This window comes from Mesorhizobium sp. B2-3-4, assembly GCF_006442315.1.
Taxonomy (GTDB): Bacteria; Pseudomonadota; Alphaproteobacteria; order Rhizobiales; family Rhizobiaceae; genus Mesorhizobium.
Map to the genome: position 1 here is coordinate 114,125 of NZ_VFVY01000014.1, position 26,952 is coordinate 141,076.

At 63.9% G+C, this 26,952-nt stretch carries 27 protein-coding genes; 16 read left to right on the forward strand and 11 right to left on the reverse strand.

From position 1 onward, the window contains the following. Nucleotides 1–97: 97 nt before the first annotated feature. Both FJ967_RS20800 and FJ967_RS20805 read right to left on the reverse strand, forming a co-directional pair. Nucleotides 98–1,258 carry a YbfB/YjiJ family MFS transporter gene (locus FJ967_RS20800; protein WP_140733695.1) on the reverse strand — a complete coding sequence of 387 codons (1,161 nt, stop codon included), beginning with the start codon at nucleotides 1,256–1,258 and terminating at the stop codon, nucleotides 98–100. 72 nt (nucleotides 1,259–1,330) lie between these two features. After that, nucleotides 1,331–1,555, reverse strand: a complete 225-nt coding sequence (locus FJ967_RS20805; protein ID WP_140733696.1) for a hypothetical protein — start codon at nucleotides 1,553–1,555, stop codon at nucleotides 1,331–1,333. A 96-nt stretch (nucleotides 1,556–1,651) separates the two neighbouring features. Here FJ967_RS20805 and FJ967_RS20810 point away from each other — a divergent pair, with 96 nt between their 5' ends. The 3 genes from FJ967_RS20810 to FJ967_RS20820 are packed head-to-tail and all read left to right on the forward strand — an operon-like array spanning nucleotide 1,652 to nucleotide 4,282. After that, a complete protein-coding gene (locus FJ967_RS20810; RefSeq protein WP_140733697.1) occupies nucleotides 1,652–2,644 on the forward strand; it encodes a LysR substrate-binding domain-containing protein in 993 nt (330 codons plus the stop codon). Beyond that, nucleotides 2,641–3,897, forward strand: a complete 1,257-nt coding sequence (locus tag FJ967_RS20815; protein WP_140733698.1) for an aminopeptidase — start codon at nucleotides 2,641–2,643, stop codon at nucleotides 3,895–3,897. Before FJ967_RS20810 ends, FJ967_RS20815 begins: the two co-directional genes overlap by 4 nt. 22 nt (nucleotides 3,898–3,919) lie before the next feature. Continuing rightward, nucleotides 3,920–4,282 (forward strand): DUF488 domain-containing protein, encoded by a 363-nt coding sequence (locus FJ967_RS20820; RefSeq protein ID WP_140733699.1) that lies wholly within the window; start codon nucleotides 3,920–3,922, stop codon nucleotides 4,280–4,282. Between the two features lie 33 nt (nucleotides 4,283–4,315). On the opposite strand, the gene FJ967_RS20825 is transcribed toward FJ967_RS20820, so the two are convergent. Next, complete coding sequence (locus FJ967_RS20825) at nucleotides 4,316–4,663, reverse strand: ArsC family reductase (protein ID WP_140733700.1); 348 nt, start codon at nucleotides 4,661–4,663, stop codon at nucleotides 4,316–4,318. 153 nt (nucleotides 4,664–4,816) lie between these two features. On the opposite strand from FJ967_RS20825, the gene FJ967_RS20830 reads away from it, so the two are divergent. Genes FJ967_RS20830 through FJ967_RS20840 form a run of 3 tightly spaced genes read left to right on the forward strand, consistent with a single transcriptional unit; the run spans nucleotide 4,817 to nucleotide 6,218 of the window. Then, complete coding sequence (locus tag FJ967_RS20830) at nucleotides 4,817–5,389, forward strand: dihydrofolate reductase family protein (protein ID WP_140733701.1); 573 nt, start codon at nucleotides 4,817–4,819, stop codon at nucleotides 5,387–5,389. Further along, complete coding sequence (locus FJ967_RS20835) at nucleotides 5,386–5,742, forward strand: metalloregulator ArsR/SmtB family transcription factor (protein ID WP_140733702.1); 357 nt, start codon at nucleotides 5,386–5,388, stop codon at nucleotides 5,740–5,742. Before FJ967_RS20830 ends, FJ967_RS20835 begins: the two co-directional genes overlap by 4 nt. After that, nucleotides 5,739–6,218, forward strand: coding sequence for an SRPBCC family protein (locus FJ967_RS20840; RefSeq protein ID WP_140733703.1), 480 nt, complete (start codon nucleotides 5,739–5,741; stop codon nucleotides 6,216–6,218). Before FJ967_RS20835 ends, FJ967_RS20840 begins: the two co-directional genes overlap by 4 nt. A 96-nt stretch (nucleotides 6,219–6,314) precedes the next feature. Here FJ967_RS20840 and FJ967_RS20845 read toward each other — a convergent pair whose 3' ends face one another. Continuing rightward, nucleotides 6,315–6,668, reverse strand: coding sequence for a nuclear transport factor 2 family protein (locus FJ967_RS20845; RefSeq protein WP_027034151.1), 354 nt, complete (start codon nucleotides 6,666–6,668; stop codon nucleotides 6,315–6,317). Between the two features lie 188 nt (nucleotides 6,669–6,856). Here FJ967_RS20845 and FJ967_RS20850 point away from each other — a divergent pair, with 188 nt between their 5' ends. Next, nucleotides 6,857–7,561: an SOS response-associated peptidase gene (locus FJ967_RS20850; RefSeq protein WP_140733704.1), complete on the forward strand. Its 705-nt coding sequence runs from the start codon at nucleotides 6,857–6,859 to the stop codon at nucleotides 7,559–7,561. A 438-nt stretch (nucleotides 7,562–7,999) separates the two neighbouring features. Here the strand turns inward: FJ967_RS20850 and FJ967_RS20860 are convergent, their stop codons facing one another. The 6 genes from FJ967_RS20860 to FJ967_RS20890 form a co-directional block, all read right to left on the reverse strand. Then, a complete protein-coding gene (locus FJ967_RS20860) occupies nucleotides 8,000–9,427 on the reverse strand; it encodes an aldehyde dehydrogenase family protein (protein WP_140733706.1) in 1,428 nt (475 codons plus the stop codon). A gap of 39 nt (nucleotides 9,428–9,466) precedes the next feature. After that, a complete protein-coding gene (locus FJ967_RS20865) occupies nucleotides 9,467–10,552 on the reverse strand; it encodes an ABC transporter ATP-binding protein (protein ID WP_140733707.1) in 1,086 nt (361 codons plus the stop codon). After that, nucleotides 10,542–11,150, reverse strand: coding sequence for a cupin domain-containing protein (locus FJ967_RS20870; RefSeq protein WP_140733708.1), 609 nt, complete (start codon nucleotides 11,148–11,150; stop codon nucleotides 10,542–10,544). The genes FJ967_RS20865 and FJ967_RS20870 overlap by 11 nt, the downstream gene beginning before the upstream one ends. Before the next feature lie 279 nt (nucleotides 11,151–11,429). Then, entirely contained in the window at nucleotides 11,430–12,500 is a 1,071-nt protein-coding gene (locus FJ967_RS20880; RefSeq protein WP_140733709.1) for an ABC transporter substrate-binding protein, read from the reverse strand. Nucleotides 12,501–12,528: 28 nt separating this feature from the next. After that, complete coding sequence (locus tag FJ967_RS20885) at nucleotides 12,529–13,350, reverse strand: ABC transporter permease (protein WP_140733710.1); 822 nt, start codon at nucleotides 13,348–13,350, stop codon at nucleotides 12,529–12,531. Further along, nucleotides 13,347–14,231, reverse strand: a complete 885-nt coding sequence (locus FJ967_RS20890) for an ABC transporter permease (protein ID WP_140733711.1) — start codon at nucleotides 14,229–14,231, stop codon at nucleotides 13,347–13,349. The genes FJ967_RS20885 and FJ967_RS20890 overlap by 4 nt, the downstream gene beginning before the upstream one ends. Before the next feature lie 209 nt (nucleotides 14,232–14,440). On the opposite strand from FJ967_RS20890, the gene FJ967_RS20895 reads away from it, so the two are divergent. From FJ967_RS20895 to FJ967_RS20925, 7 genes are all read left to right on the forward strand, one after another. Continuing rightward, a complete protein-coding gene (locus FJ967_RS20895) occupies nucleotides 14,441–15,598 on the forward strand; it encodes a fumarylacetoacetate hydrolase family protein (protein ID WP_140733712.1) in 1,158 nt (385 codons plus the stop codon). Between the two features lie 120 nt (nucleotides 15,599–15,718). Then, complete coding sequence (locus FJ967_RS20900; RefSeq protein WP_140733713.1) at nucleotides 15,719–17,257, forward strand: sugar ABC transporter ATP-binding protein; 1,539 nt, start codon at nucleotides 15,719–15,721, stop codon at nucleotides 17,255–17,257. Further along, nucleotides 17,254–18,282, forward strand: coding sequence for an ABC transporter permease (locus FJ967_RS20905; protein ID WP_140733714.1), 1,029 nt, complete (start codon nucleotides 17,254–17,256; stop codon nucleotides 18,280–18,282). Before FJ967_RS20900 ends, FJ967_RS20905 begins: the two co-directional genes overlap by 4 nt. A 224-nt stretch (nucleotides 18,283–18,506) precedes the next feature. Further along, nucleotides 18,507–19,442 carry a substrate-binding domain-containing protein gene (locus FJ967_RS20910; protein WP_140733715.1) on the forward strand — a complete coding sequence of 312 codons (936 nt, stop codon included), beginning with the start codon at nucleotides 18,507–18,509 and terminating at the stop codon, nucleotides 19,440–19,442. 116 nt (nucleotides 19,443–19,558) lie between these two features. Continuing rightward, nucleotides 19,559–20,545, forward strand: coding sequence for an ABC transporter permease (locus tag FJ967_RS20915; protein WP_140733716.1), 987 nt, complete (start codon nucleotides 19,559–19,561; stop codon nucleotides 20,543–20,545). A gap of 3 nt (nucleotides 20,546–20,548) precedes the next feature. Beyond that, nucleotides 20,549–21,340, forward strand: a complete 792-nt coding sequence (locus FJ967_RS20920) for an ATP-binding cassette domain-containing protein (protein ID WP_140733717.1) — start codon at nucleotides 20,549–20,551, stop codon at nucleotides 21,338–21,340. Between the two features lie 29 nt (nucleotides 21,341–21,369). After that, on the forward strand, nucleotides 21,370–22,392 hold the full coding sequence (locus FJ967_RS20925; RefSeq protein ID WP_140733718.1) for a LacI family DNA-binding transcriptional regulator: 1,023 nt from the start codon (nucleotides 21,370–21,372) through the stop codon (nucleotides 22,390–22,392). A gap of 292 nt (nucleotides 22,393–22,684) precedes the next feature. Here FJ967_RS20925 and FJ967_RS20930 read toward each other — a convergent pair whose 3' ends face one another. Then, nucleotides 22,685–23,275, reverse strand: coding sequence for a TetR/AcrR family transcriptional regulator (locus tag FJ967_RS20930; RefSeq protein ID WP_140733719.1), 591 nt, complete (start codon nucleotides 23,273–23,275; stop codon nucleotides 22,685–22,687). Between the two features lie 123 nt (nucleotides 23,276–23,398). On the opposite strand from FJ967_RS20930, the gene FJ967_RS20935 reads away from it, so the two are divergent. Together FJ967_RS20935 and FJ967_RS20940 are read left to right on the forward strand one after the other, a co-directional pair. Beyond that, a complete protein-coding gene (locus FJ967_RS20935; RefSeq protein WP_246675327.1) occupies nucleotides 23,399–23,776 on the forward strand; it encodes a hypothetical protein in 378 nt (125 codons plus the stop codon). Continuing rightward, nucleotides 23,770–26,946 (forward strand): multidrug efflux RND transporter permease subunit, encoded by a 3,177-nt coding sequence (locus tag FJ967_RS20940; protein WP_140733766.1) that lies wholly within the window; start codon nucleotides 23,770–23,772, stop codon nucleotides 26,944–26,946. Before FJ967_RS20935 ends, FJ967_RS20940 begins: the two co-directional genes overlap by 7 nt. Nucleotides 26,947–26,952 lie beyond the last annotated feature (6 nt).

Consider the following 26,952-nt stretch of genomic DNA (forward strand, 5'->3'; position numbering starts at 1 on the left):
TCTATGCGCAAATCAGCTGGGTTCAGCGGGCATAAGGTCACACATTAGGGGGAAAGAAAATGCCTGCCCGATGCCCGATGCCGAGCAAGACTACAAATCATGGCGATTTTGGCGCGGCCGACCATGTGACGACGCCCGAGACGACCAGGACCGCGGCGGCAACGATCGAGGCGAGGAAGAAATCACCCGAGGCCTGGGCCAGAAGCCCGGCCGCGATCGGGCCGATGATCTGACCAACACCGAAAGAGGCTGTCATCAAGGCGAAAACGCGCCGGGGTGATCTCGGCGCCTGCTGCCGTGCGGCCTGCAAGCCCAGTGCGGTGACCGCGATGAAGGTGCCGCCGAGCAGGACGCCGCCGAGCAGAGGGCCCGTGCGTCCGCCGGCGGCGACGCTCGCGGTTACGCCGACAACTTCGACAAAGCATCCCAGAGCATAGGCGGCGTAGAGCCCGATCCGCGCCGCTATCTTCTGCCACAGCCAGACCGAAGGGAAACCGGCAAGACCCGCAACCATCCACACCATGGCCTCGAAGACACGGCTGCCGCCGCCCTGCCGCACGATGGCGACGAGGAAGGTCGCCGTCACGACATAGCCGAAACCGAACAGACCGTAGGCGACGATCACTTTCGTCAGCGATCGGTCCTTCGGCAGCGCCGGCTCACGAACGGATTCGCCGTTGGTAAGCGGGCCCTGGTTCGCCAGCAGCGCCACGGCGACAAAGCCGCAAGCCGAGATTGCGCCCGACCACAGCCAGCCCTGCGCCCAGCCGGCGTGTTCGGTGACCAGCAGCGCCATCATCGCCGCCGATATCGCGATGCCGAGGCCAACGCCGCCAAAATGCCAGGCCTGCAGGTCGCCGCGCCCGGCCGCCGCGATATGACTGAAAACGATGCTGGCCATGAACACCATGACGAAGGCGCTCGCCAGACCGGCCACGAAACGGATGGCGATGAAGGCGGCCATGGCGTCGGCCAGTCCCATCAAGGCGGCCAACACGGCGCTGGCCCCGAGGGCGGCCAGCATCAGCAGACGTTCGCGTCCATGCGCCCAGTTGCCCGCCGCCACCAGCGCGCCGACGAGGTAGCCGAGATAGTTGGCCGAGGCGATCCAGCCGGCATCGGCCGGCGACAGATGCAGCTCTTCCATCATGCCGGGCAGGATCGGCGTGTAGACGAAACGGCCGATGCCCATGGCAACAGCCATGGCGATCATGCCGGCGGAGGCGTAGCGCAGCGCAGTCGATGGGGCCGATGTCATTGCAGTGCACAATAAATGTGCGGGCGGTTGAAACAATCCGCCTTGTGTTAGGCCAGTGCCGGGATCGCTCGCTCAGCAGCGCCCGCTGAAGCCAGCGTTTAGGGAAATCGTCTCATGCACGGTCCGGCGCGCCGTCAAGCGGAACGGCACATCGCCTAGCTCACGCTCCGACATCGCGTTCAGCGCGGGATGCGCAAGCGGGTCGGTCAGCCACCTCAGCGTGTCGATCTCCGAGCGCGTGTCATCCGGCGGAACGGCGGCGAACAGGACCTTCAATGACGACAACATCCTCAGCATCTGCGGCTCCGCTGGCCTGGCTCCCGATAGACAAAGTCGGCCGTTTCAGCACGTCTTTCAATTGAGATTTCGGATGGAAAGGTTTAGAAAATCTCAATGGCTCTGCTCAATCGCGTTCATCTCAACGGCCTGCGCGCCGTGGAAACCGTCGCCCGTCTCGGCTCGCTCGCGACTGCCGCCAGCGAACTCAACGTGTCGGTCAGTGCCGTCAGCCAGCAGATAAGCCGCACCGAAAAACAGCTTGGCCAGGCGCTGTTCGAGCGCACGGCAAGCGGCCTTGTGCTGACCGAGTTCGGCGCCGTCTTCGCGGCCCGCCTTGGCGCTGGATTTCGCGAGCTTTCCCAGGCCGTGGCACTGGCCGACGAGGCGACCCAGTGCACGCTGGTTGTTTCGGCGGCACCTGCCTTCGCCTCGAAATGGCTGCTGCCCCGACTATCGCGGCACTTCGACCGCCATCCCAACGTGCTGCTGCGCATCGATGCCTCGGTGCGGCTGGCCAATCTCGACCACTCCGACATCGACATCGCCATCCGGCTTGGCGACGGCAAATGGCCGGGCGGCAAGGCGGAACTGCTGTTGGCTCAGGAGGTATTCCCTGTCTGCGCGCCCGTCATCGCACGAAAACTGAAGTCGATCGGCGACCTTGCCCAAACCTGCGCCATCACCGACGAGCGGGCAATGATCAACTGGGAAAGCTGGTTCGCGGCCGCCGGCGTTCCACCGGTTACCTTCCAGAAGGGCGCCCGCTTCACCGATCCGATGCTGTGCCTGGAATCGGCGATCGCCGGCCACGGCGTGATGCTGGGCTGGCAATTGCTGGCGGCGGACGCGCTGGCCGACGGGCGGCTGGTGGCGCCGTTCGGAATCCGCGCCCAGAGCGGACTCGGCTACTGGCTGGTGACCTCCGCCAGCAAGGCCGAAAGCCGCAAGGTCCGGGACTTCAAGGCCTGGATCAAGGAAGAGATCGCGGCGACGATGACCCAGTTCGGGTCGGCCGGTGCCGACCCCACCGGCGCGATCGCGGTGGAAAGCCGCGCGGCATCGGCCTATGTTCAACCGGATATCCCACGACGACAGGCAGGATCATGACCACACATTCGCGCGGCGTTTCCGCAACCATCGACCCGGTGAAGCTCGACAGGCTGGCGGAAGTCGCCATCAAGGTCGGGCTGCAATTACAGCCCGGACAGGATCTGGTGCTGACCTCGTCGATCGCGGCGCTGCCGCTGACCAGGCGTATCGTCGAGCATGCCTACAAGGCCGGCGCCGGGCTGGTGACCCCGATCTTCAACGATGACGAAATCACGCTGGCGCGCTTCCGCTATGGCGCCGACGCCGGCTTCGACCGCGCCGCCGGCTGGCTCTATGAAGGCATGGCGAAGGCCTTTTCCAACAACGCCGCCAGGCTTGCCGTGCGCGGCGAGGATCCGTCGCTCTTGTCGGCGCAGGACCCGGCAAAGGTGGCGCGCGCCAACAAGGCGAATTCCATGGCCTACCAGCCGGCGCTGGAAAAAATCACCGGCTTCGACATCAACTGGAACATCGTCGCCTATCCCGATCTAGCCTGGGCCAAACAGGTATTTCCGGGCGAGCCCGACGATGTCGCGGTGGTCAAGCTCGCCGACGCCATCTTCGCCGCGTCGAGGGTGGATGTCGAAGACCCGATCAGCAACTGGACGGCGCACAATGCGGCACTGCGCAGCCGCACCGCATGGCTGAACGGCCACAATTTCCACGCGCTGCATTTCACCGGGCCGGGCACCGACCTGACGGTCGGTCTGGCGGACGGCCATGAGTGGATGGGCGGCGCCTCGACCGCCAAGAACGGCGTCACCTGCAATCCCAACATCCCGACCGAGGAGGTCTTCACCACGCCGCATGCAAGGCGCGTCGAGGGCCACGTGTCGTCGACCAAGCCGCTGTCCTACCAAGGCACACTGATCGACGAGATCTCGGTGCGCTTCGAGGGCGGGCGGATCGTCGAGGCCAAGGCGTCGAAGGGCGAGGACGTGCTGAAGAAGGTGCTCGACACCGACGAAGGGGCACGGCGTCTGGGCGAAGTGGCGCTTGTGCCGCATTCCTCGCCGATCTCGGCCAGCGGTCTGTTGTTCTTCAACACGCTGTTCGACGAGAACGCCGCCTGCCACATCGCGCTCGGCCAGTGCTATTCGAAATGCTTCGTCGACGGCGCCTCGCTCAGCCAGGACGAGATCGCCCAGCGCGGCGGCAACAAGAGCTTCATCCATATCGACTGGATGATCGGTTCTGACAGAATAGACATTGACGGCGTCAACAAGGACGGCAGCCGCGTGCCGGTGATGCGCAAAGGCGAATGGGCCTGAGCAGCCCCACCGCGGAGGAGCGATGGCCTTGGAGGTCGCGGTCAAGCGTATCTACGAAGCACCCGCCAAGGCCGATAGCCAGCGGGTGCTGGTCGATCGCATCTGGCCGCGCGGCGTCAGCAAGGTGGACGCCGCGCTTGATCTCTGGCTGAAGGAGATCGCGCCGAGCGACGAATTGCGCGCATGGTTCGGGCATGAGCCTGCGCGCTGGGCGGAGTTTCAGAAGCGGTATCGGGCAGAGCTGGACGGCAATGACGAGGCCGTGTCCCGACTGCGTGCGCTGCTCGGCGGGGGCAAGGTGACGCTGCTCTACGGCGCGCATGACGAGGCGCGTAACAACGCCGTGGCGCTGGCGCAGTATCTGCAGAGCCGAGGCTTCGTCTGATCTCCCCTGGAGATTGGCGGCTTGGCCTGCCTGCTACTTCACTGTCGTCTCATAAACTTCCGGCTTGAACCCAACGAATATCTGATCGCCGACCTCGAGCACCGGTCGCTTGATCATCGTCGGCTTGGCCAGCATCAGTTTTTTCGCTTTCTTCTCGTCCAGCCCGGCCTTGTCCTTGTCGGACAGTTCGCGGAAGGTCGTGCTGCCCTTGTTGAGCAGCTTTTCCCAGCCGACCTTCCCGACCCAGCCGTCCAGCCGTCCGGCGTCGATCCCTTCGGCCCGGTAGTCGTGGAAGCGGTAGGGCACGTCGTGGCCTTCCAGCCAGGTGCGCGCCTTCCTGATCGTGTCGCAGGTGGTGATGCCGTACATGGTGATCGTCAAAGGCGTGCTTCCCGTGCTGACAGTCGAATCTGCGGACAGCCTAAAACCGCCCTTCCCGCTTTGCCAGCATCCCGACTGCGACCAGCGCATTTTTAGGGCTTGTCAATACTAAGGAATTTTCCTAAGTATTGCAAAAGCGAGAAAGGAAAATGAATGGGCAGGATCGTCGTATCCGAACTGGTCTCCGTCGACGGCGTCATGGAGGCGCCCGGCGGCGAGCCGGGCTTCCGGCACACCAACTGGGTCGGCAAGCGGCACGAGGCCGGCATGATCGACTACAAATTCCAGGAGGTTCTCGACCATGAAGCATTGCTCATCGGCAGGGTGACCTATGACAGCTTCGCCAGCGGCTGGCCGACTTACGAAGGCCCCTTTGCCGACCGGATGAACGGCATGCCCAAATATGTCGTCTCCTCGAAATTGAAAAATCCGGCATGGAACAACACCACCGTGCTGCAAGGCGAGCCGATGGAGGCCATCCGCAAACTCAAATGGGAGATGAAAGGCGACATCGTGGTTGGCGGCAGCCGCAGGCTGGTCAACGCGTTGAAACAGCACGATCTCGTCGACGAATACCGGCTGATGGTATTTCCGGTCATCCTCGGCAGCGGCGCGCAGCTGTTCGACAGGACCGAGGACGCGACCGACCTCAAGCTGGTCGACACGCGCTCCTTCGCTAATGGCGCCGTGGTGCTCACCTACCATGTGGAGAGGACATCGCCATGACCAGTCTGCAGCACGCCACGCCGGCATTGCCGCCGATCGACGGCATCTTTCGCGCGCTGGCCGATCCGACGCGGCGGCGCGTCGTGGAAAGGCTGAACCGCAGTCCCGCTTCCGTCAGCGAACTGGCCCAGCCTTTCGAAATGGCGCTGCCGTCCTTCATCGAACATCTCAAGGTGCTCGAAGGCTGCGGGCTGGTGCGTTCGGAAAAGATCGGCCGCACCAGGACCTATCAGCTCGCGCCCGAGCCGTTGCAGCTTGCCGAAAACTGGCTGGCCGAACAGCGCGCGCTGTGGGAGCGCCGCCTCGACCAGTTCGACGCCTATGTGATGAGCCTCAAGGAGCAGGAAAAGTGAGCTATCCCTTCAAGATCGACCCGAAGCTGGACCTGACGCTGGAGCGCGTGCTCGACGCGCCACGCGAACTCCTGTGGCGGGCGATGACGGTGCCGGAGCACGTCAAGCAATGGTTCACGCCCAAACCCTGGATCGTCAGCGATTGCGAGATCGACCTCAGGCCCGGCGGCCTGTTTCGCACACGCATGCAGTCGCCCGACGGCAAGGAGGTCAATGACCGCCGCTGCTGCTATCTCGAGATCGTGCCGAACGAGCGGCTGGTGTGGACGGATGCACTGCTGCCCGGCTACCGGCCCTCGGGCGAGCCGTTCATCACCGCGGTGATTTCCTTGCAAGCTGACGGCAACGGCACGCGCTACACCGCCACCGCCATCCACCGCGATCAGGCGACCCGCAACAATCATGAAGAGATGGGCTTCTTCGACGGCTGGGGCACCGTGGCCGACCAGCTTGAGCGGTATGTGAAGACAATTTGAGCCGCCGCATGATGGCCGGTATTGTCCCGGCCATCATGCCTGGCTTTCCGACCTGGAGCGCAAAGAGCGGGCACGCGGTCGATGAGCCTCGCCAGGTCAATAGTAAAAACGCTCTTCCGTGATCTTGCCGTTCTTGACCGTGTACAGGCCGACCTCATCCATGGTGACACGCTCGCCGGTGGCCTTGGGCGTTACGTCGAACTTGAAACGCACGGCGAACTGGTCGCCGTTGACGTAAGGGCCCTCGACCGAACCACCGTGGACTTCGTGGTTCTCTTGCCACCATTGGCCCTTCTGCTTGAGAGCCTCCTTGCCACGGGCCACGGCCATCGGCCCTTCCATGGCTTCGTAGCTGACGATATCGTCGGCATTGTACTTCTCGCCCGCACCGGCGTGATCACCCTGCTGGAGCAGTTCGGTGAAATCCTTGGCAATTTCGGCGATGGTCATTTCTGGTCCTCCTGTTAAGACGCCCTGCAGGTAGGGAACAAGCTGCCTGTCCGCCACGCCCGGCCGGTTGGTTGCTGACAAGGCGCTGTCAGGACGATTGATATAGCGCCGCTGTGCGACGGCGGTTTGAGTTAGCGCCCACAGCGACTGCGGTTGCAGACACCGGCCAATTCCGCGATGCTGGGTGCATGTGCAACTTGTACAATATCACGACGACGCAAGAGGCAGTCCGCCAATGGGCGCGCACACTGCGCGACATCAGCGGCAATCTTGAACCGTCGCTTGATGTCTATCCAAATCAGCCGGGCCTTGTCGTTCGCAACACGATGGATGGAGAGCGTGAGCTGGCGAAACTGCTTTGGGGTTTGCCAACGCCGCCTGAGCGCGTGAAAGGCAAGGCGGACTACGGCACGACGAACGTTCGCAATCCGCAGTATTCTCACTGGCAGCAATTTGTCGGCGTCGAGAATAGATGCGTCGTTCCAGTGACCAGCTTTGCCGAACCCAGCCCTACCGTCAGTGACAGAGACCCGGAAACCGGCATCCAGCGAAACTACTGGTTTGCGCGCAACGACAACTTGCCTTTGTTCTTCTTCGCCGGCTTCTGGACCCGTTGGCAGGGCGTGCGCAAGGTTAAGGATGGCCCTGGCGACTTCGAATTGTACGCCTTCATGACGACCAAGCCTAACAACTTAATTACGCCGATCCATGAAAAGGCTATGCCCGTGATCCTAACCACGCCGGAGGAAACCGAGCAGTGGCTGACAGCACCTTGGGCAGAAGCACGGCACTTGCAGCGGACGGCACCTGATGAGGCTCTGGTCATTGTGGATAAACCGGCAACGCAGATCAAGTTTCCAAAACAGACGCCAGCCCAAGGGTCCCTTTTCTAGGCTTCCATCTAATCGTCATCTCGCCAGATCACCCGGCGAACCATGCGGATACCGACAAGGCGTCTGACTCGAATTTTTAGGCGTTCCGCAGCGCTTGGCAGTATGATTCCGGCGTCGAGCTCACGCTCCTTGCAGCGTTCGCATCGCATATGCCTTTCGATGTCCCAAAAGGGAATGTCACCGACAAGCTGAGCGAGGTCGCCGGGTAGGTAGTGCCGGGTTATGTTGCAGGTCCTGCATCGCACACGGATGAGCTGGCCGACTTCGTGCGCCAGGCACAGGGTCTGCACATTTCGGCGCGGTCGGCTGCTGAGTTCCGGCATATGCTGATCTAGGAATATTTACCTATCTTAGTCAATTCGTACTTAATTCCATATCCTGTTGTCCACTGCCGGCGGAAGGACCTTATGAGACAACCGCCGGCAGTTTGATCCTACCCTATGCCCCGTAGCCGATGATGCCTTTGACTTCGAGGAAGTCATGGATCGCCCAATCGGCGTATTCGCGGCCGTTGCCCGACTGCTTGTAGCCGCCGAAGGGGGCGAAGGTGTCCCAGTCGGGATAGTTGATCGAGACTTGCCCGGCGCGCAGCTGGGCTGCCACTTTCCGCGCATGCTCGATATCGCCGGACTGCACATAGGCCGCGAGGCCATAGACGGTATCGTTGGCGATCTTGACCGCGTCAGCGTCGTCCTCATAGGAGATGACCGATAGAACCGGACCGAAGATTTCTTCCTTTTCGATGGTCATGCCTGGCCTGACGTGACCGAACACGGTCGGGCGCACATAATAGCCGCGGTTGAGATGCTCCGGACGGCCTGGACCGCCGGTGACCAGCGTCGCACCTTCCTTGATGCCGGCCTCGATCAGCCGCTGGATCTTGTTGAACTGCAGCTCGCTGACAACAGGGCCAAGCTTGGTCTCTTCATTGCGCGGATCGCCGACATTGTGAGCCTCGGCCGCCGTCTTGGCGATGGCGAGCGCCTCGTCGTGGCGGGCGGCCGGAACCAGCATGCGGGTCGGCGCGTCGCAGGACTGGCCGCTGTTGCCGAAGCAGCCTTCGACGCCCTTGCGCACAGCCGTCTCGAAATCGGCATCGGGCAAGACGATGTTGGCCGACTTGCCGCCAAGCTCCTGCGCGACGCGCTTGACCGTCTGCGCCGCGGTCTGCGCAACGATGATGCCGGCGCGCGTCGACCCGGTGAAGGAGACCATGTCGACATCGGGATGACCGGCCATGATCTGCCCGACATCGGGACCGTTGCCGTTGACCATGTTGTAGACACCCTTCGGCACGCCGGCGGCTTCCATCACCTCGGAGAAGACGATGCCGCTGATCGGCGCGATCTCGGAGGGCTTCAGCACCACGGTGCAACCGGCGGCGATCGCCGGCGCCACCTTGCAGACGATCTGGTTGAGCGGCCAGTTCCAGGGCGTGATCAGCGCGCAGACGCCGATCGCTTCCTTGACCACCATTGTGCCGCCGCGTTTCTCGCTGAATTCATAATCCTCAAGCGCCTTGATGGTGGCTTCCATATGGGCCCTGCCCGCCCAGGCCTGCGCCTCGCGCGCCCAGGTGATGGGCGAACCGTTTTCCTGGCTGACGGCCTGGGCGATGTCCTCAAAGCGCTCATTGTAGACTTCGAGGATACGCTTCAGAAGCTTCAGCCGCTCGGCCTTGCTGGTCTGCGAGAAGGACGGGAATGCCGCCTTGGCGGCGGCGACGGCCTTGTCGACATCGGCCTTCGAACCCACCGATATCTTGGTGTAGGCCTCCTCGGTCGACGGATCGATGACATCGAGCGTCGCCGGCACGACCGGGTCGACCCATTCGCCGTCGATGAAAAACTTCAGATGATTGCTCACGGAATAATGCTCCAGTTTTCGGGGGAATGGACGGTCAATCTATGCAGAGAGCATAGGGCAGTTAGCGCCACGGCGAAGGCTGATATGCGCCACGTCGCCGACGCTGAATTGAAAACCCTCGGCCTGGCGCGGGGCATCGATCACCACAGGCATGCCTGGCCCCAGTTCCGCGTGCAGGCGCAAGGTGCGGCCGTGAAAGACGATGCTGTTGACGCGCGCCGGCGCCGTGCCTGGCGCAGCCTCGGTCGTCGCCAGCAAATCCTCGGGGCGCACGCCGATGGTGCGCACCTCGCCTTCGCCGGGTGGCTGGCCGGCCTCGAACGTGGCTTCCAGCGGCAAGGCGCCGGCGGTGAACCGCAGGCGCTCGCCATCGCGGCCGACAAAGCGCGACTGCAGCAGGTTCATGGTGCCGATGAAGCTTGCCACGAATTTCGTGGCGGGACGGTCGTAAAGCGTCGCCGGCGCGGCGATCTGCTCGATGCGGCCCTTGTTCATGACGACGATGCGGTCGGAGATCGACAGCGCTTCGGTCTGGTCGTGCGTGACCATGACGAAGGTGGTGCCAAGCCCCGCCTGCAGCCGCTTCAGCTCGACCTGCATCTGGTCGCGCAGATGCGCGTCGAGCGCCGACAGCGGCTCGTCGAGCAACAGCACGCGCGGCTCGCACACGATGGCGCGCGCAAGCGCGACGCGCTGGCGCTGACCGCCCGACAATTCGGAGACGCGGGCGCGAAGCTTGTCCGCAAGGCCGACCATGTCGAGAGCCTCGGCGACCCGTCTTGCCTGTTCGCCGCCGGCGAGCTTGCGCAGCGACAGGCCGAAGCCGACATTCTCGGCTACGTTCATATGGGGAAACAGCGCATAGTCCTGGAACACGGTGTTGACCGGCCGGTCGAAGGGCCGAAGTGCCGTGATATCGCGTCCATCGAGCAACACCTTGCCGCTCGACGGGCCTTCGAAACCGGCAATGACACGCAGGCTCGTGGTCTTGCCGCAGCCCGACGGCCCGAGCAGCGTGATGAACTCGCCGGCAACGATGTCGAGATCGACGGCGTCGAGCCCGACGATGCCGCCTGGAAAGATCTTCGAGACAGCCTGCAGCCGTACCAGGGAATCAGGCGCCATCGCGAACCTCGGAAGGCTTCGTGGTGTTGACCCAGAGGATCTGGCATTGCTCGCCGCCGGGATTGCGAAAGGCATGAAGGAGCGTGCTCTTGAAGGCAAAACTGTCGCCGCTCTTCAGCAGATATTTCGTCGCATCCACCACGAGCTCCACCTCTCCCGAAAGCACGAAGCCGAATTCGTGGCCGGCATGCGCATAGGCCTCGGCCGTGCCGCCGGCGGCTTCGACCGTCACCAGCATGCCGGTCAGTGTCGCCCCCGGCGGCGACAGCAGCGCCTTGGCGATGCCTTCCGACTTCACCGGTATCGAACGCCGCTTGTCGGCGCGCACGCAGTAGAGATCATTGACGGCATCGCCACCGTCGGCGATCAACGCCGACGGTTCGATGTCGAGAGCGGCGGCAAGCGGCCAGATCACCTTGACGCGCAACGAGGACATTCCGCGCTCGATCTGGCTGAGCGCGCCGATCGATATGCCTGCCTTTGCCGAGAGATCGGCCAGGGACAGGTTGCGCTCCAGCCGCAGCGCCCGAACGCGCCGGCCAACGCGAATGTCGGCGTCGTCCTTGGGTTTCCCGGCGGCTTCGTTCAGAACATCCATGCGTTTGTCCTTGCTGCAGTCACTTGGGCTGGCGGCTGATCTGCCGCCTCATGATTGGGTCTTATCCTGCCAGGCGCCGGCGCTGTCCTCATCGCCCTGCCGGGCGCCCCTCCCCGTATAGTGACGGGGAAAAGAGGCTGGCCGCCGCCCTTGTGCTCTTCCGGCAACGCTGGTGATTGGCGAAACCGCCGGCGACAGCGCCCCTCTCCCCGGTCACTATACGGGGAGAGGATGCCGGCAGGCAGGTGAGCGGCAGCGCCAACTTCGGCAATTGATCGTTCAACCGCCCGCCTTCACCTTCTCGAACATCTTTGCCACATCGTCATTCTGTTTCATCGGTCCGGTGAAGATCGTGCTCTTCAACATCACATCCGGATCGGCCGGCAATTGCAGCTTGTCCAGTTCTTCCTTCGACACGCCGGCGAAAGCGGTCGAGAGCGAACTGCCATAGCCGTAGGACTGGATCAGGTATTTGCCGGAATCGGCATCGAGCCGGCTGTTGATGAAGTCATAGGCGAGATCGACGTTCTTGGCGTCCTTCAGCATGACGAAGCCGCAGGCCCAGGTCAGCATGCCTTCTTTCGGCTTCATGAACTCGACCGGCACGCCCTGCTTCTTGAGCGAGGTGGCTGACGCGTTCCAGGTCATGGCGGCGACCAGCTGGCCACTGGCCAGCGCCTGTTCGACCGAAGTCATGTCGGTGGTGTAGCTCGACAGCAGCGGCCGCTGCTCGCGCAGCTTTTCGGCCACCTTGTCCATCTGCTCCGCCGTCATGTCGAACGGGTTCACGCCGGCCAGAAGGGCGGCGACGATCGGCGTGTCGTGGACGGCGTCGATGGTCGCCATGCGGCCGGCATATTGCTTGTCCCACAGAAGGTTCCAGCTCGCTTCCGGGTTCTTCACCAGATCGGTGCGGTAGAGGATCGAGGTGTTGCCCCAGTCCCACGGCACCATCCAGACCTTGCCGTCGCCGGCCTGCAGGTCCGGCAGGTTCTTGAAGACCGGGAAGATCGAATCCCAGTTCTTGATGCGCTTGGTGTCGATCGGCTGCAGCAGGCCTTCCTTGTTCCAGCGCGCCACCTTGTCGTAGCAGGGATGCGCAATATCGGGCCGGAAGCCGGCCTTGACCTTGGTGAAGGCATCGTCGTCGTCACCGAAGATCGAAGCCTCTACGCCATCGGGATGGGCGGCCAGGAAGCTCTTGTTGAAATCGGGCAGTTCATAACCCGACCAGGTGAAATACTGCAGCTTTTCGGCGGCGAGCGCCACGGTCGACGACAGCGCGAGCGCCAATGCGGCAAGGCCGGCGCGGGCCTTGCGTCCTGTGAGCGATTTCAGGTGGAATGCCATTTTCGTTCTCCTCTCTGTTTGTTGTGGTTCATGCAGGATTGCGGCGCGCGCCGCCGAGCCCGCGATGGCGCAGGATTTCGGCGGTGCCGGCGATGATGATGGACACGGCCAGGATCACCGTTCCCAGCGCCATGACGGTCGGCAGCGACCGGGGGAAGCGCAGCTGGCTCCAGATGTAGAGCGGCAGCGTCGGCTCGGTGCCGGCGAGGAAGAAGACGACGATGAACTCGTCGAAGGAGATCAGGAAGGCGAGCATGAAGGCCGACAGCACGGCCGGCAGGCTGAGCGGCAGCATGACGCGCCGGAACGTCGTCCAGTCGGAGGCACCGAGGTCGAGGGCCGCCTCGCGGACGGTCCTGGGGATGGCGACGAAACGGCTGCGCATGACGACCACGGTGGTCGGCAGCGCCACCAATATGTGGCCGAGCACGATGGCGACGCGCGATGGGCCGAGGCCGACAAGGTTGACCAGGATCAAAAGCGATATGCCGACGATGACGCCGGGAATGAGGATCGGCAGTCGCGCGATGGTGCTGATCGTCGCGGCAAGCGGCGAGCGCCCGTAGAGGTCCATATAGGAGACGGTGATGCCGCACAGCGTGGCGCCGGAAGCCGCGATGGCGCCGATGACGAGGCTGTTCACGAGCGCGCCCGAAAGCGCCGGATTGCCGTAGAGCGTGGCATACCATTGCAGCGTGAGGCCCTGCAGCGGAAACGCCGCCTGGATGGAATCGTTGAAGGAAAACAGCGGGATCAGGAGGACGGGCAGATAGAGGAAGACGAGATAGGCAAGCACGTAGAGGCCGAGCCAGCGGCCATCGCGTGTCGTGGTGGTGCCTTGGGCTTTCATGTGCGGCTGCCAAAACGTCGGTCGGCGCCGCGCGCGACCAGCACGACGAGGAGAATGACCAGCATGACGCATACCGAGAGTGCTGCGCCGAACGGCCAGTCATTGGCCTTGCCGAACTGCGACTGGATCAGCGTGCCGATCATGGTGCTGGCCGGGCCGCCGACCATGGCCGGCGTGACGTAGTCGCCGACCGTCGGCACGAACACCACCAGTGCGGCCGCCAGGACGCCCGGCATCGAATTGGGCAGGACGACGCGGCGGAACGCGGTGAAGGGGCGCGCGCCAAGATCCGAAGCGGCCTCGAGCAGCGATTTCGGGATCGTGTCCAGCGCCACATAGATCGGCAGGATGGCGAAAGGGGCGTAGGCGTGGGCGAGCGTGACGACGACGGCGGCCGGCGTGTTGAGGAAGGCCAGCGTCGGCTCGGACCAGATGCCGCTTTCGATCAGCGCCGAATTCAGGACGCCATTATAAGCCAGCACGATCTTCCAGGCGAAGACGCGCAGGAGATAGCTGGTCCAGAACGGCAGCGTGACCAGGAAAAGCAACAGGCCGCGCCGATGCCCGGCATGGAAGGCGAGGTAGTAGGCGACGGGATAAGCGGTGACGACAGTCGCCAGCGTCACCAGGCCCGCAATGACCAGCGAGCGCAATGTCACCGTCCAGTAGAGCGGATCGGTGGCCACGGTGGCGAAGTTTTCGACAGTCAGCCCGACGCCGAGCAGCGAGCCGTCATTGCCACGAAAAGCGAGAAACAGCACGAGGCCAAGGGCGAACAGGATGAGCAGGAAGGTGACCAATGCGCCGGGCAGCAACATGGTGGCCCGGAAACCCGACGAAGACCGGGCCTCTGGCGTTCTGGCTGCAATGATGGCCGACATCGACCTGTCCGTGAAATTTGAAATTGACTAAGATTTTTTCATATTTGTGAAACTGTCAAGTGGAATTCCATTGGCGAGAAGATCGCGATCCGCCGGCCGGCATCACGCTCTGGACCAGCATCGGCGGGATAGACGTTTGACCGGAATCCGGTGAAAGTGCCGCGCCGATCCGGTAAGCCGTATTTCGACCCATTCGAGGAGCCCACCGCATGACCAACCCGACGCATCTGCCCACCGAAGGCCTGTTTGTCGGGCGTGCCGGGAGCGGTGATGCCGCCTATCCCCGGGTGGTCACAGTGCGCGACGGCACCGTCATCGACATTACCTCCAGCGCGGCGCCGACCGTGCGGGACATCTGCGAGATGAGGGACCCGGCCGGCCATGTGCGCTCGGCCAAGGGCAGGCCGATCGGCTCGCTCGACGAGATCGCGGCCAACAGTTTCGAGGCAAGCCGCGATCCGGCAAAGCCATACCTGCTCTCCCCGGTCGACCTGCAGGCGGTCAAGGCATCCGGCGTCACCTTTGTCGTCAGCCTGCTCGAGCGCGTCATCGAGGAACAGGCGCGCGGCTCGGCCGAGAAGGCCGACGCCATCCGTGCCGATATTGCCGGTCTGATCGGCCATGACCTGTCGAAGCTCAAGCCCGGCTCGCCCGAGGCCATGGAGATCAAGGCCAAGCTGATTGCGCGCGGCGCCTGGTCGCAATATCTGGAAGTTGGCATCGGCCCCGACGCCGAGATCTTCACCAAGTGCCAGCCCATGGCCTCGGTCGGCTTCGGCGCCGATGTCGGCCTTCACCCGGTGTCGACCTGGAACAATCCGGAGCCGGAGATCGCCATGATCGCGGCCTCGAGCGGCAGGATCGTCGGCGCCACCATCGGCAACGACGTCAATCTGCGCGATGTCGAGGGCCGTTCGGCGCTGCTGCTCGGCAAGGCCAAGGACAACAACGCCTCGGCCTCGCTCGGCCCGTTCATCCGGCTGTTCGACGAGACGTTCGCCATCGACGACGTGAAGCAAGCCATCGTGCGCCTGAAGGTCGAGGGCGAGGACGGATTTTCGCTGGAGGGTGCAAGCTCGATGGCCGAAATCAGCCGCTCGCCGGAGGAACTGGTCGCCGCCGCCATGGGGCCGCATCACCAGTATCCGGACGGCATGGCTCTCTATCTCGGCACCATGTTCGTGCCGTCGAAGGACCGCGGCGAAAAGGGCAAGGGTTTCACGCACAAGGTCGGCGACATCGTCACCATCTCGTCGGAGAAATTCGGCGCGCTGGTCAACCGGGTGCGGCTGTCGCCGGATTGCCCGCACTGGACGTACGGCGCCAGCCATCTGATGCGCGATCTCGCCAGGGCCGGCCTCCTCTAGCCGGCTCTCCAAGCAGCGTTTGCGGTAAAAGGCTGCCATCAACATAAATTTGCGCGTCAACCGGATGACTGCGGCCGCAATCCGCTCCAAGATCGCGGTTCTGGCCGGGGGGCCGTCCGCATGTCCGATTCGCCGATCCTGAGCCTGCGCAACACCGCCAAGCGTTTTGGCGGTACGGTCGCGCTCGAAGACCTCAACCTTGTAATCGAGCGTGGTTCGATCCACGCTGTGGTCGGCGAAAGCGGCGCCGGCAAGTCGACGCTGGCACGGATGCTGGCGGGCATCGTGCGTCCGGATGGCGGTATCATCGAATTCGACGGCAAACCGGTGACGATCGACAGCCCGCAGGCGGCGCGGAAGCTGGGCGTCGGCGTGGTCCTGCAGCACCCCGGATTGTTCATGGAACGCCCGGTGCTCGCCAATCTGTTCATCAATCGCGAACCGCTGCACAACGGGCTGGTCTCCCGGCATGAAATGGAGGCGCGCAGCCGCGACCTGCTTCGCCAGCTTGGCATCGCCATCGACGTCCATGCGCCGCTCCACGATCTCGCCCCGGGCGAGCGCCAGCTTGTCATGATCGCCCGCGCGCTTCTGGGAAACCCCAGGCTGCTCATTCTCGACGACCCTAATTCGGCGCTCGATCAACGCCAGGTCGAGCGCCTGGTCGCGGTCCTGCGCGGGCTGAGGGCCAGGGGCATGAGCATGCTCTACGCGTCGAACCGGCTGGAGGACACGCTTGCCATCGCCGACCAGTTGACGGTCATCCGCAACGGCCGCGACGTGCTGTCGAAGGCGCGCCAGGATTTGACGGCTTCGGAGGAAGCCATGATCGGTCAGTTGCGCCAGTCCCTGTTTCCGCTGCCGCTCAGGGCCCTGCCGACGCTTGGCGGTGCCTTGCGGCCGCAGATTTCGGTCACCGGGCTTGGCGGCGGTACCCTGTCCGGCGTCAGCTTCACGGCGCGCACGGGCGAGATCGTCGGGCTTGCGGGGCGGGCCGGTTCCGGGATTCGTGAGCTGTTTGCCACGCTTTTCGGACAGCGCAGGCCGCGGGAAGGCAAGGTGCGCTTTCCGGACGGGGACGGCGTGCCCAGGAACCGGACAGAGGCGGCGCGGCGCAACATCTGCATGATCTCAGGCGAACGCGGCCACGGCCTGATGCCCGACAAGTCCATCGCCTTCAATCTGGCGAACGTCGTCGTCGGCGCACGCGACTGGGGTTCGCGCTGGTACTCGCCTGGACTGGCGGTCGACCGGGCCGCACGGCAGATCGAGGCACTACGCATCCGGAGCACGCCGCAGATGCCGGCAGGCTCGCTGTCAGCGGGCGGCCAGCAGAAGGTGATAATCGCCAAATGGCTCGAAATCGGCCCGCAAGTGGTGCTGCTCGACGAGCCGGCCCGGGGCATCGACATCGGCAGCAAACAGGAGATCTATGCCTTGATCCGGCAGATGGCGGCCAGCGGCTGCGTCGTGCTGCTGCATTCCAACGAATTGTCGGAACTGACGGGGCTTTGCGATCGCATCCTTGCTTTCCATCAGGGCAGGCTGGCCGGTGAAATCGCCGGCGAAGACATGGATATCGGCATGCTTGCCACGCTGATCGCATCAGGTCAGCCCACGGACGAAGGCCTTCGGGGAAAGCGGGAGAGCGCGGCATGACCGGTATCGATACGGCACCGCCGCTCGCCGGCTCGGCGAACCATCCCCCCAGGCGCCGCCGCCGGCTGCCGGCGGAAACGGGTGCCGTCATCGCGCTCGCCGTGCTGGTCGCGCTGCTCGGCTGGCTTAGCCCTTCCTTCCTCAAGCCCGCCAGCCTGCTCTCGGTGCTGGGCCAGGCCGCGCTGCCCGGCCTGCTGGCGATCGGTATTGTGTTCGTCCTGGCGTCCCGCCAGATCGACATTTCGGCCGGTGCTGTGTTTCATCTCGCGGCGACCATCGCGGCCTTGCTCATGGTTGCCGGAACGAACCCCTGGCTCGCCGCACTGGCAGGCGTCGCGGCCGGCGCCGGGCTCGGCCTGATCAACGGCCTTCTGGTGATCGCGCTGCGTCTGCCGGCCCTGCTCGTGACGCTCGGCACATGGTGGATGATCCAGGGCCTGTCGCTCGTCGTCGGCAACGGACAGACCATCGCGCCGCCAGGCCTGGATGGCTTGGCCGCGCTGTCGGGCAACATGTTCGCCATCGTGCCGGTGACAGGCATCATCCTTGTCGTCCTGGCGATGGCGATGCATGTCGTGCTCCACCGCACCCGTTTCGGCTACCGGGTCCAGGCTGTGGGCAGCAATCCACAGGCTGCCGCCCATGCCGGCATTCCGACAGGCAATATCAGGGCGTTGACGCTGGTGCTGATGGGTGCGATGGCCGGACTTGCCGGCGTGATCCATATCGGCGTCCAGGGCGCCGTTGCTCCCGGTGACAGCGGCACATTCGCACCGCTGGCGATCGCGGCGGCCATCATCGGCGGCACACCGCTTTCGGGCGGCAGCGGCAGCGTGATCGGTGCCGCGATCGGCATGCTGGTCCTGCAGACAATACTGAGCGCCATGACCTTGCTTGGCGTGGACGCAATATGGGCCGCTTTCGCGACCGGTGCGCTGATCGTGCTTGCGCTGGCGGTCGACCGGCTGATCCGGCTGTGGCGCGAACGGCGCACCGGATACCATCGCGACGATCCACTCGCCTGAGCCTGCCGGCAATCATCCGGCTGCCCGGAAAAATCATCCCAACTGATGCGATCTGATGGGCTCGTTGATGGCGTCGCGTCAGGCGCCAACTACATCTGCAGATGGAGGCTTGCCATCCGCCGAAAAAGGGGATGCTCTTGAGGCATCCAGCGGCGCTGGCAAAAGAGGCAATCCGGCTGAAGCCGGAACAAGGGACGGATCATCTTCAACCGGGAGGAAATCAAATGCTGACAAGACTGAGACTTGTGCTTTACGGCCTGCTGGTCGCGCTGACGGTCGTTCCGGCAGCCGCGCAGGCCAAGACGTTCTACTGGGTTTCACATGGCGGACCGGCCGACCCGGTCTGGACCTACTTCCTCGCCGGCGCCAAGCAATGGGCCAAGGACACCGGCAACACGGTCAACACCTCGTTCCACAATGGCGACGTCGCCTCGCAGCAGGAAGCGGTCCGCGCCGCCATTTCGGCCAAGGCCGACGGCATCGTCACCACCAGCCCCGATCCGGGCAGCCTTGTCGAGATCGTCAAGGAAGCACGCGCGGCCAACATCCCGATCATCAACTTCAACACGCCCGATCCCAAGGCCAATTTCAACGCCTATGTCGGCGGCGACAATGTCACCTTCGGCAAGCACTGGGCGCAGTACCTGGTCGACAAGGGCCTGGTGAAGAAGGGCGATTTCGTCTGGATGCCGGTCGAAATCCCCGGCGCCACCTATGGCGTGCAGGAAGAGGAAGGCATCAAGAGCGTTTTCGGCCCGCTCGGCATCACCTATGAAGTGACCGAAGCGACGCTCGACCAGGCCGAGGTGATCAACCGCATGGTCGACTACCTCACCGCCCACAAGGGTAAGGTCAACGCCATCATCGGTCTCGGCGATCTCGTCACCGGTTCGATCAAGCGCGTGTTCGACCAGGTCGGCGTCAAGCCGGGCGAAATCCCGGTTGTCGGCTGGGGCAACTCGCTCGACACCACCCAGGAAGTGCTGAACGGCTACGTCAATGCCGGCCAGTGGCAGGACCCGCAGGCGACCAGCTATGTCGCCCTGTCGCTCGCCAACATGGCTGCGTCAGGCATTCCTCCGGGCTTCAACGTCATCACCGGCGCGCTCTATGAGAAGGACACCGCCGCGGTCTACGACAAGATCCTGTCCGGCAAATAATCCGCGATCCCGGCGCCGCGCATCGTCGCGCGGCGCCGGACATCTTCCAGCGCCGCGACATGCCCGCCCGATGCGGTGGAGAGCGCGGCCCGCTCCAACCGTGTCGCGGGTTCCCAGTGGAAAATCATTCGCTCATTCAACGCCTGATCGCGCGGCCGGAATTCGGTCCTTTCGTTCTGCTCGTCGTCGAAATCGCCGTTTTCTGGAGCATCAACCCCGATTTCCTGTCGCCGCAGAACATCTCCAACACGCTGGCCTTCACCGTCGAGCTCGGCCTGATCGCGCTGGCGATGACGTTGCTGATGACGTCGGGCGAATTCGACCTGTCCGTCGGCTCCCTGTTCGGCTTCTCGCCGGTGCTGATGTGGACGCTGTTCAATGCCGGCGTCACCTCGCTGGAGATGGGCTTCGTCGTCGCGCTGGTGGTCGCCGCCCTGATCGGCCTGGTCAATGGCTGGTTCGTCACGCAGCTCAAGATCCCGTCCTTCCTGGTGACGCTCGGCATGCTGCTGGTGGTGCGCGGCAGCGCGCTTTTCATCACCGACGGGTTCCCGCAGCGCACCTGGAGCGCCGAGGGCAGCTGGCTGGCGGAGGCGCTGGTCGGCGACTTCTTCATCGGGCCGTTTCGCATCTACATGTCGCTGTTCTGGTTCATCGCCGCGGCGATCGCGCTCGGCTACGTCCTGACGCAAAGCCGGACCGGCAACTGGATCCAGGCGGCGGGCGGCAATCCTAACGCGGCGCGCGCCCGCGGCGTCAACGTCAACCGCGTCAAGGTCGGCCTGTTCGTGCTGTCGTCGGTCATGGCCTCGCTTGCCGGCGTCATCTCCTCGCTGCGCACATCCGCCGCCAACCCCAACAGCGGCACCGGCTACGAGCTCGAGGTGATCGCCATGGTGGTGATCGGCGGCACGGCGTTGACCGGCGGGCGCGGCACCATCATCGGCACGGTGCTCGGCATCCTGATCCTGCGCGTGATGCGCAACGGCATCGTGCTGATCGGCGTGCCGGGCCTTGCCTACAACATCTTCATCGGCGCGATCATCCTTGGCATGATGGCGCTGCATTCATGGCTGGAACGCCGGCACCAGGCAGGGACTTGAACCATGGCCGAGCCTTTGATCCGCATGCAGAACATCCGCAAGTCCTATGGGCGCGTGCAGGCGCTGGTGGACGCCAATTTCCATGTCAATGAAAGGGAGATCGTCGGCCTGCTGGGCGACAACGGCGCCGGCAAATCGACGCTGATCAAGGTTCTGTCGGGCGCGGTGCCGCTGACCAGCGGCGATATCTTCATCCGCGGCAAGAAGGTCACGCTGCGCTCGACCAGCGACGCCATCGCCCATGGCATCGAGACGATCTACCAGGACTCGGCCCTGGTCACGCAACTGTCGATCGCCCGCAACCTGTTCCTGGGCCGTGAACCGATCAAGCCGCCGCGCTTCCTCAACCGCATGGACCAGGAGGCAATGAACAATGTCGCCCGCGACCTGCTCAAGCAGGTCGGCATCTCCAAGAACATCCCGCCGACGACGCCGATCGGTTCTCTGTCCGGCGGCGAGCGCCAGGCGGTGGCGATCGCGCGCGCCATGCATTTCGACAGCGACCTGATCATCCTCGACGAACCGACCAACAATCTCGGTGTCGCCGAAACACAGGGCGTGCTGAGCTTCGTGCGCAATGCCCGCGATTCCGGCCATTCCTGCATCTTCATCGCGCACAACATCCACCATGTCTTCCAGGTGGTCGACCGCATCGTGGTCATGCGCAGGGGCAAGGTGGTCGCCGACGACATCGATCCGAAGACGACAACCGTGACGGAAGTCGAGCGCATCATCACCGGCATGTCGGACAAGGACATTCGCGACGCCCTCGCCGACGGCAAGCCGGCGCACTGAGGGGAGGCATCGACGCACAGGGTCGCGGCATGAAGGCCACCGTCTCCGACATCGCCAGGAATTGCGGGCTGTCGACCGCAACGGTCGACAGAGTGCTGAACAATCGGCCCGGAGCGAGTGCGGCCAACCGGCAACGCGTCATGGAGGCCGCCAAGCAGCTCGGCTATTTGCCGGTCGCCGACCAGGTGACGCTTCCCTCGAAGCCGGCAAACCTCGAATTCTTCCTGCCGATCGGCTCCAACGCCTTCATGCAGGATCTGGCAAAGCATATCGAGGACTATGCGTCGCGGCTGCCGCTGGTCGCGTCCTGCCGAATCCACAATCTTGCCGGCATCTCGCCCAATGCCCTGCAGACAGCGGTCGAAAACCTGTCGCTGCGGGCCAACGGCGTCGGTGTCATCGCTGTCGATCATCCCCGCACGCGCAACATACTGCGCGACATGGTCGAGGCCGGTATCCGCCTGGTAACGCTGGTGTCCGACATCCCGACCGCACCGCGCTCGGCCTATGTCGGCATCGACAATCGCGTGGCGGGGCGGACGGCAGCGCTTTTGATGGGACGCTTCCTCGCCGGCCGCGAGGGGCAGCTGGCGATGGTCGTCGGCTCGCGCTCCTATCGCGGCCATGAGGAGCGCGAAATGGGCTTCCGTTCTGTGCTAGGCGAGGAGTTTCCCAACCTTACCGTCAGCAGCGCCGTCGAGATCAATGACGAGCCCGACGCCAGCTATGCCGAGACCATGAAGGCGCTGCACGCCGAACCGGACCTGCTCGGCATCTATTGCGTCGGCGCCGGGCGCTCCGGCATTGCCAGGGCGATCCGGGAAGCCAGACCCAACCGCAAGCCAGTGTTCATCTGCCACGACCTGACGCGGGAGACGCGTGGCTATCTCGTCGACGACCTCGCCGACGTCGTCATCGACCAGAACGCCAGGCTGATCGCCGAGCAGTCGGTCATCCAACTGCTCGGCTCGATCGCGTCGTCGGCGCCCTATCTGACACGCAAATTCATCGAGCCGCGGCTGATTTTCAGGGAGAACGTGCCGGTGCAGTGAGGTCGTATCTCGCGATTTTTCACCGGCGACACGGCAAATCTGCACAGCTGCTATGCACTATTCGTGATTGCCGAATCATTGGGCAGATCGTAGCTTCTGGTGGTCGGCCATCTACTCCTCCCAGATGCGATGCCGGCCCTGAATGGGGTGCACCTCCTCCCGCGCCACATTCGAAATCGAGCCCGCTGCCACCTCCTCCCGGCAGCGGGCTTTTTTCGTTCCGGGCAACGGAAAATCATGGCCGGCCACGGGCATGAAGCCCCAGCGAGATGGCCCGGCGGTCCAACCGGTGTCAGCCCGCCGCCGTGCCCCTGAAGGAAACAATCAGCCCTTCGGCCATACGCACGAACTGGGTGCTCGGCCCCTCGGTGCCCACGGTCTGCACGCTGACGCGCGCGCCTTCGAACAGCAGCGACAGCGTATCGGCCAGAAGCTCGGCCTGGCCGATACCGGCATCCCGGCAGAGACCGACCAGGCGTTCGCGCTGGGCTTCCTTGAGTTCCTTGATCACGCGCCTGGCCGGATGGTCCGGCTCGGTCAGTTCGGCCGCCGCATTGGCCATGTCGCAGCCGCGACCGTCAGCGTTCAGCATGGCTGCCGCCTTGCGGACCCAGGCGTGAAGCTGGGCAAGCTTGTCACCGGGAAATTCGGCCTCGAACGCTTCCCACATTGCCCCGGCCTTGGCCGCATTGGCGCGCAGGCACTCGACGATGAGATCGTCCTTGGATTCGAAGTGACGATAGAGCGTCATCTTGTTCGTGCCGGCAGCCTCGGTAATGGCATCGACGCCGACGCCCTTGATGCCGTGCTTGTGGAACATGTCGCGCGCGGTCTCCAGGATCCGATCCCGGGGACGAGAGCGCTCCACGACGCCGTCTGTCATCATGATCTCCTTTCGTTTCCAAAAATCCCTCGGCCACCTCTTGACTAGGGTGTTACCGGTCTGTAACTTCCAGAATGTTACTTACTGGTAACACCTATAGCGTCCGTCGTCAATAACAAGGTCGTGACCTGGTCCTACCAGATCGAGATGGACGAAAACATTGCCAATCATGCGGCCTCGGCCGGTGAAGAGACGAAAAACGGTTCGCGAGCATGGGCTGCGAATCGACAGACAAGGAGCCGGCCAATGCCACAGCGCCGCGATCTTACCATAGATGAGGCCGTCCGGGATCCGATGATCCGGCTGGTCATGAAAGCAGATGGGGTCGACCCCCGCGCCTTCGAGACGATGCTGCGCACGCTTGCCGACGGGCAGCGTCGCGAGGTGCCGTTGTTGCGTTCACGGGAAGCGACCCGTGAACGCAACAACGGCCAGTTGTCCAGGGTCGCCAACGCCTTCGGGCGGGCAAGAGCAGCCGGAGAGGCGTGCGTGTCGTGGTAAACTTCTTCATCCACCGTCCGATCTTCGCCTCCGCGATCGCCATCATCATGGTGCTCGCCGGGACGATTTGTTACTTCCTGCTCCCGGTTTCGCAGTTCCCCGACATTACGCCGCCGCAGGTGGTTGTCAGCGCCCACTATCCGGGCGCCAGCGCGCAAGTGGTGGCCGATACGGTGACGACGCCGCTCGAGCAGCAGATCAACGGCGTGCAAGGCATGACCTACATGTCGTCGACGAGCTCCAATGACGGCTCGTCGACCATCACCATCACCTTCGATGTCGGCTATTCCCTGAGCACCGCCGCCGTCGACGTCCAGAACCGCGTCAGCCAGGCGGCCTCCTCGTTGCCGGCGATCGTCAACCAGGGCGGCGTGACGATCAAGAAGCAGAACCCGAATTTCGTCCTGATCGTCAACCTGACCTCGCCTGACAGTTCCATCGATCCGGTGGCGCTCTCCAACCTTGCCTATCTGCAGGTGGTGGATCCGCTGAAGCGACTGCCGGGCGTCGGCGACGTGCAGATCTTCGGCGAACGTCGCTATTCGATGCGCGTCTGGCTCGATCCGGACAAGCTCGCCAATCTCGGGATCACCGCGGTCGACGTCCAGAACGCCATCGCCGAGCAGAACGTTCAGGTGGCGGCGGGCAAGATCGGCCAGTCGCCGGCGCCCGCCGGCACGGCCTTCGAAATGCAGGTCAATGCCGTCGGCCGGTTGAGCGATCCGAAGGAGTTCGGCGACATCGTCGTGCGCGCCAACACGGATACGGGTTCGCTGGTGCGGCTGCGCGACGTCGCGCGCATCGAACTCGGCGCGCTGCAATATTCGTCCTCGGCCTTCTTCGGCAAGGACCCGACCGTGGTGCTTGCCGTCTACCAGATGCCCGGCTCCAACGCGCTCGACCTCCAGCAGCGCGTCAAGGACAAGATGCAGGAACTGTCGGCGCGTTTCCCCAAGGGCGTCGACTATGCGATGCATTACGATACGACGCGCTTCGTCTCGGCCTCGATGCATGACGTGCTGGTCACGCTCGGCGAGGCCCTGGTGCTGGTTGTTGCCGTCGTCTTCATCTTCCTGCAGAGCTGGCGGACCACCATCATCCCGACCATAGCCATTCCGGTGTCGCTGGTGGCGACGCTTGTCGTCATGGAGATGATGGGCTTCTCGCTCAACATGCTGTCGCTGCTCGGCATGGTGCTGGCGATCGGCCTCGTCGTCGACGACGCCATCGTGGTGGTCGAGAATGTCGAGCGACAATTGGAGGCCGGACTGAAGCCGCTGGCGGCAACGAAAGCCGCAATGGCCGAGGTAACCGGTCCGATCATCGCCACGACGGCCGTGCTGATGGCGGTGTTCATACCGGTTGCGTTCATTCCCGGTGTCTCCGGGCGGCTATACAACCAGTTCGCACTGACAGTAGCGATTTCGGTCGGCATCTCCGCCTTCAATTCGCTGACGTTGAGCCCCGCGCTCAGTGCTGCCTTCCTGCGTCATCGCCATGGCGAGCCGTTCGTGCTGTTCCGTTGGTTCAATACGGGCTTCGACAAGCTGTCGCATGCCTATGCGCATGGCGTGCGCTTCCTCATCCGCCTGCGCTGGATCATGCTCGGCCTGTTCGCGGCCGGACTGGTCGCCACCTATTTCGTCTGGCAGAAACTGCCTTCGACCTTCCTTCCGGTCGAGGACCAGGGCTACTTCTTCGTCGTCATCCAGTTGCCGGACGGCGCCTCGCTGGAGCGCACCGACGCGGTGGCCAAGCAAGCGCGCGACATATTGCAGGCAACACCGGGCGTCGACATCGTCGGTTCGATCAGCGGCCTGAACTTCCTGACCAGCGCGGCGCAGTCGAATTCGGCGGTCGAGTTCGCCATCCTGAAACCCTGGGAAGAACGCGGTCCCGACCAGAGTGCGTCGAAGCTCGTCGCCGACGTGCGCGGCAAGCTGATGCAGATTCCGGAGGCCTTCGCGCTTTCCTTCGATCCGCCCTCCATCCCCGGCATCGGCACGACGGGCGGCTTCGAATTCGTCGTCGAGGATCTGACCGGGCGCGGCAGCACCGCGCTCAACGACGCCACGCAAGCGGTGATCGCCGAGGCGCGCAAGCAACCGGAAATCAATCCGCAGCAGCTGTTCTCGCCATTCTCGACCTCGACGCCGCAGTTCAACTACGACCTCGACCGCGCCAAGGCGAAGCTGCTCGGCCTCAGCCTGCCCGACGTCTTCAACACGCTGCAGATCTATCTCGGCTCGCTCTATGTGAACGACTTCAACCTGTTCGGCCGTACTTTCCGGGTGACCATCCAGGCCGACAAGGATTCACGTGCGGGTGCCGCCGACATTTCTCGGCTCTATGTGCGCAATGCTTCCGGAGGCATGGTGCCGCTCTCGACGCTGGGCAAGCTCGTGCCGTTCGTCGGCCCGGAAACCGTGCCGCATTACAACAACAACGCCTCGGCCACCATCAATGGCGGCGCCGCTCCCGGCTTCTCGTCGGGCCAGGCGGTCGCCGCCATGGAACGGGCCGCGGCCACCGCGCTGCCCAGGGATTTCGGCTTCGAATGGACCGGCATCACCTTCCAGGAACTGAAAGCGGGGTCGATCGCATCGGTGGTCTTCGCGCTCGCCATCGTCTTCGTCTTCCTGATCCTGGCGGCGCAATACGAGAGCTGGGCGATGCCGTTCATGGTGCTGCTGGCGGTGCCGCTCGCCCTGTTCGGCGCGTTCGCCGCACTTTGGGCGCGCGGCATGCAAATCGACGTCTACTCGCAGATCGGCTTCGTCATGCTGATCGGTCTCGCGGCCAAGAACGCCATCCTGATCGTCGAGTTCGCCAGACGGCGGCGCGAGGAGGGCCTCAGCATCGTCGAGGCGTCGATGGAGGCCGCGCGGCTGAGATTGCGGCCGATCCTGATGACGGCGTTCGCCTTCATCCTCGGCGTGCTGCCGCTGATGTTCGCCACCGGCGCGGGCGCCGCCAGCCGCCAGTCGATCGGTACCACGGTCTTCGGTGGCATGGTGGCGGCCACCATCCTGTCGCTGGTGTTCGTGCCGGTCTTCTACGCCGTCATCGAACAGTTCCGCGAACGGCGCGGCGGCGAAGAGCCTGCTTCCCGACACACTGAACCAACGGCCGAACCCGCCTTCCCTCCCCTGGCGCAAGCGGCTGAATAAGATTGG

Bases quoted from the DNA above. Each gene is read 5' to 3' on its own strand.
- FJ967_RS20800 (WP_140733695.1), bottom strand. From the start codon at position 1,258: ATGACATCGGCCCCATCGACTGCGCTGCGCTACGCCTCCGCCGGCATG.
- FJ967_RS20820 (WP_140733699.1), top strand. From the start codon at position 3,920: ATGGCCTTGGAGGTCGCGGTCAAGCGTATCTACGAAGCACCCGCCAAG.
- FJ967_RS20900 (WP_140733713.1), top strand. From the start codon at position 15,719: ATGTCCGATTCGCCGATCCTGAGCCTGCGCAACACCGCCAAGCGTTTT.
- FJ967_RS20870 (WP_140733708.1), bottom strand. From the start codon at position 11,150: ATGGATGTTCTGAACGAAGCCGCCGGGAAACCCAAGGACGACGCCGAC.
- FJ967_RS20880 (WP_140733709.1), bottom strand. From the start codon at position 12,500: ATGGCATTCCACCTGAAATCGCTCACAGGACGCAAGGCCCGCGCCGGC.
- FJ967_RS20920 (WP_140733717.1), top strand. From the start codon at position 20,549: ATGGCCGAGCCTTTGATCCGCATGCAGAACATCCGCAAGTCCTATGGG.
- FJ967_RS20910 (WP_140733715.1), top strand. From the start codon at position 18,507: ATGCTGACAAGACTGAGACTTGTGCTTTACGGCCTGCTGGTCGCGCTG.
- FJ967_RS20905 (WP_140733714.1), top strand. From the start codon at position 17,254: ATGACCGGTATCGATACGGCACCGCCGCTCGCCGGCTCGGCGAACCAT.
- FJ967_RS20865 (WP_140733707.1), bottom strand. From the start codon at position 10,552: ATGGCGCCTGATTCCCTGGTACGGCTGCAGGCTGTCTCGAAGATCTTT.
- FJ967_RS20835 (WP_140733702.1), top strand. From the start codon at position 5,386: ATGACCAGTCTGCAGCACGCCACGCCGGCATTGCCGCCGATCGACGGC.
- FJ967_RS20890 (WP_140733711.1), bottom strand. From the start codon at position 14,231: ATGTCGGCCATCATTGCAGCCAGAACGCCAGAGGCCCGGTCTTCGTCG.
- FJ967_RS20810 (WP_140733697.1), top strand. From the start codon at position 1,652: ATGGCTCTGCTCAATCGCGTTCATCTCAACGGCCTGCGCGCCGTGGAA.
- FJ967_RS20805 (WP_140733696.1), bottom strand. From the start codon at position 1,555: ATGCTGAGGATGTTGTCGTCATTGAAGGTCCTGTTCGCCGCCGTTCCG.
- FJ967_RS20930 (WP_140733719.1), bottom strand. From the start codon at position 23,275: ATGACAGACGGCGTCGTGGAGCGCTCTCGTCCCCGGGATCGGATCCTG.
- FJ967_RS20885 (WP_140733710.1), bottom strand. From the start codon at position 13,350: ATGAAAGCCCAAGGCACCACCACGACACGCGATGGCCGCTGGCTCGGC.
- FJ967_RS20850 (WP_140733704.1), top strand. From the start codon at position 6,857: ATGTGCAACTTGTACAATATCACGACGACGCAAGAGGCAGTCCGCCAA.
- FJ967_RS20815 (WP_140733698.1), top strand. From the start codon at position 2,641: ATGACCACACATTCGCGCGGCGTTTCCGCAACCATCGACCCGGTGAAG.
- FJ967_RS20895 (WP_140733712.1), top strand. From the start codon at position 14,441: ATGACCAACCCGACGCATCTGCCCACCGAAGGCCTGTTTGTCGGGCGT.
- FJ967_RS20845 (WP_027034151.1), bottom strand. From the start codon at position 6,668: ATGACCATCGCCGAAATTGCCAAGGATTTCACCGAACTGCTCCAGCAG.
- FJ967_RS20830 (WP_140733701.1), top strand. From the start codon at position 4,817: ATGGGCAGGATCGTCGTATCCGAACTGGTCTCCGTCGACGGCGTCATG.
- FJ967_RS20925 (WP_140733718.1), top strand. From the start codon at position 21,370: ATGAAGGCCACCGTCTCCGACATCGCCAGGAATTGCGGGCTGTCGACC.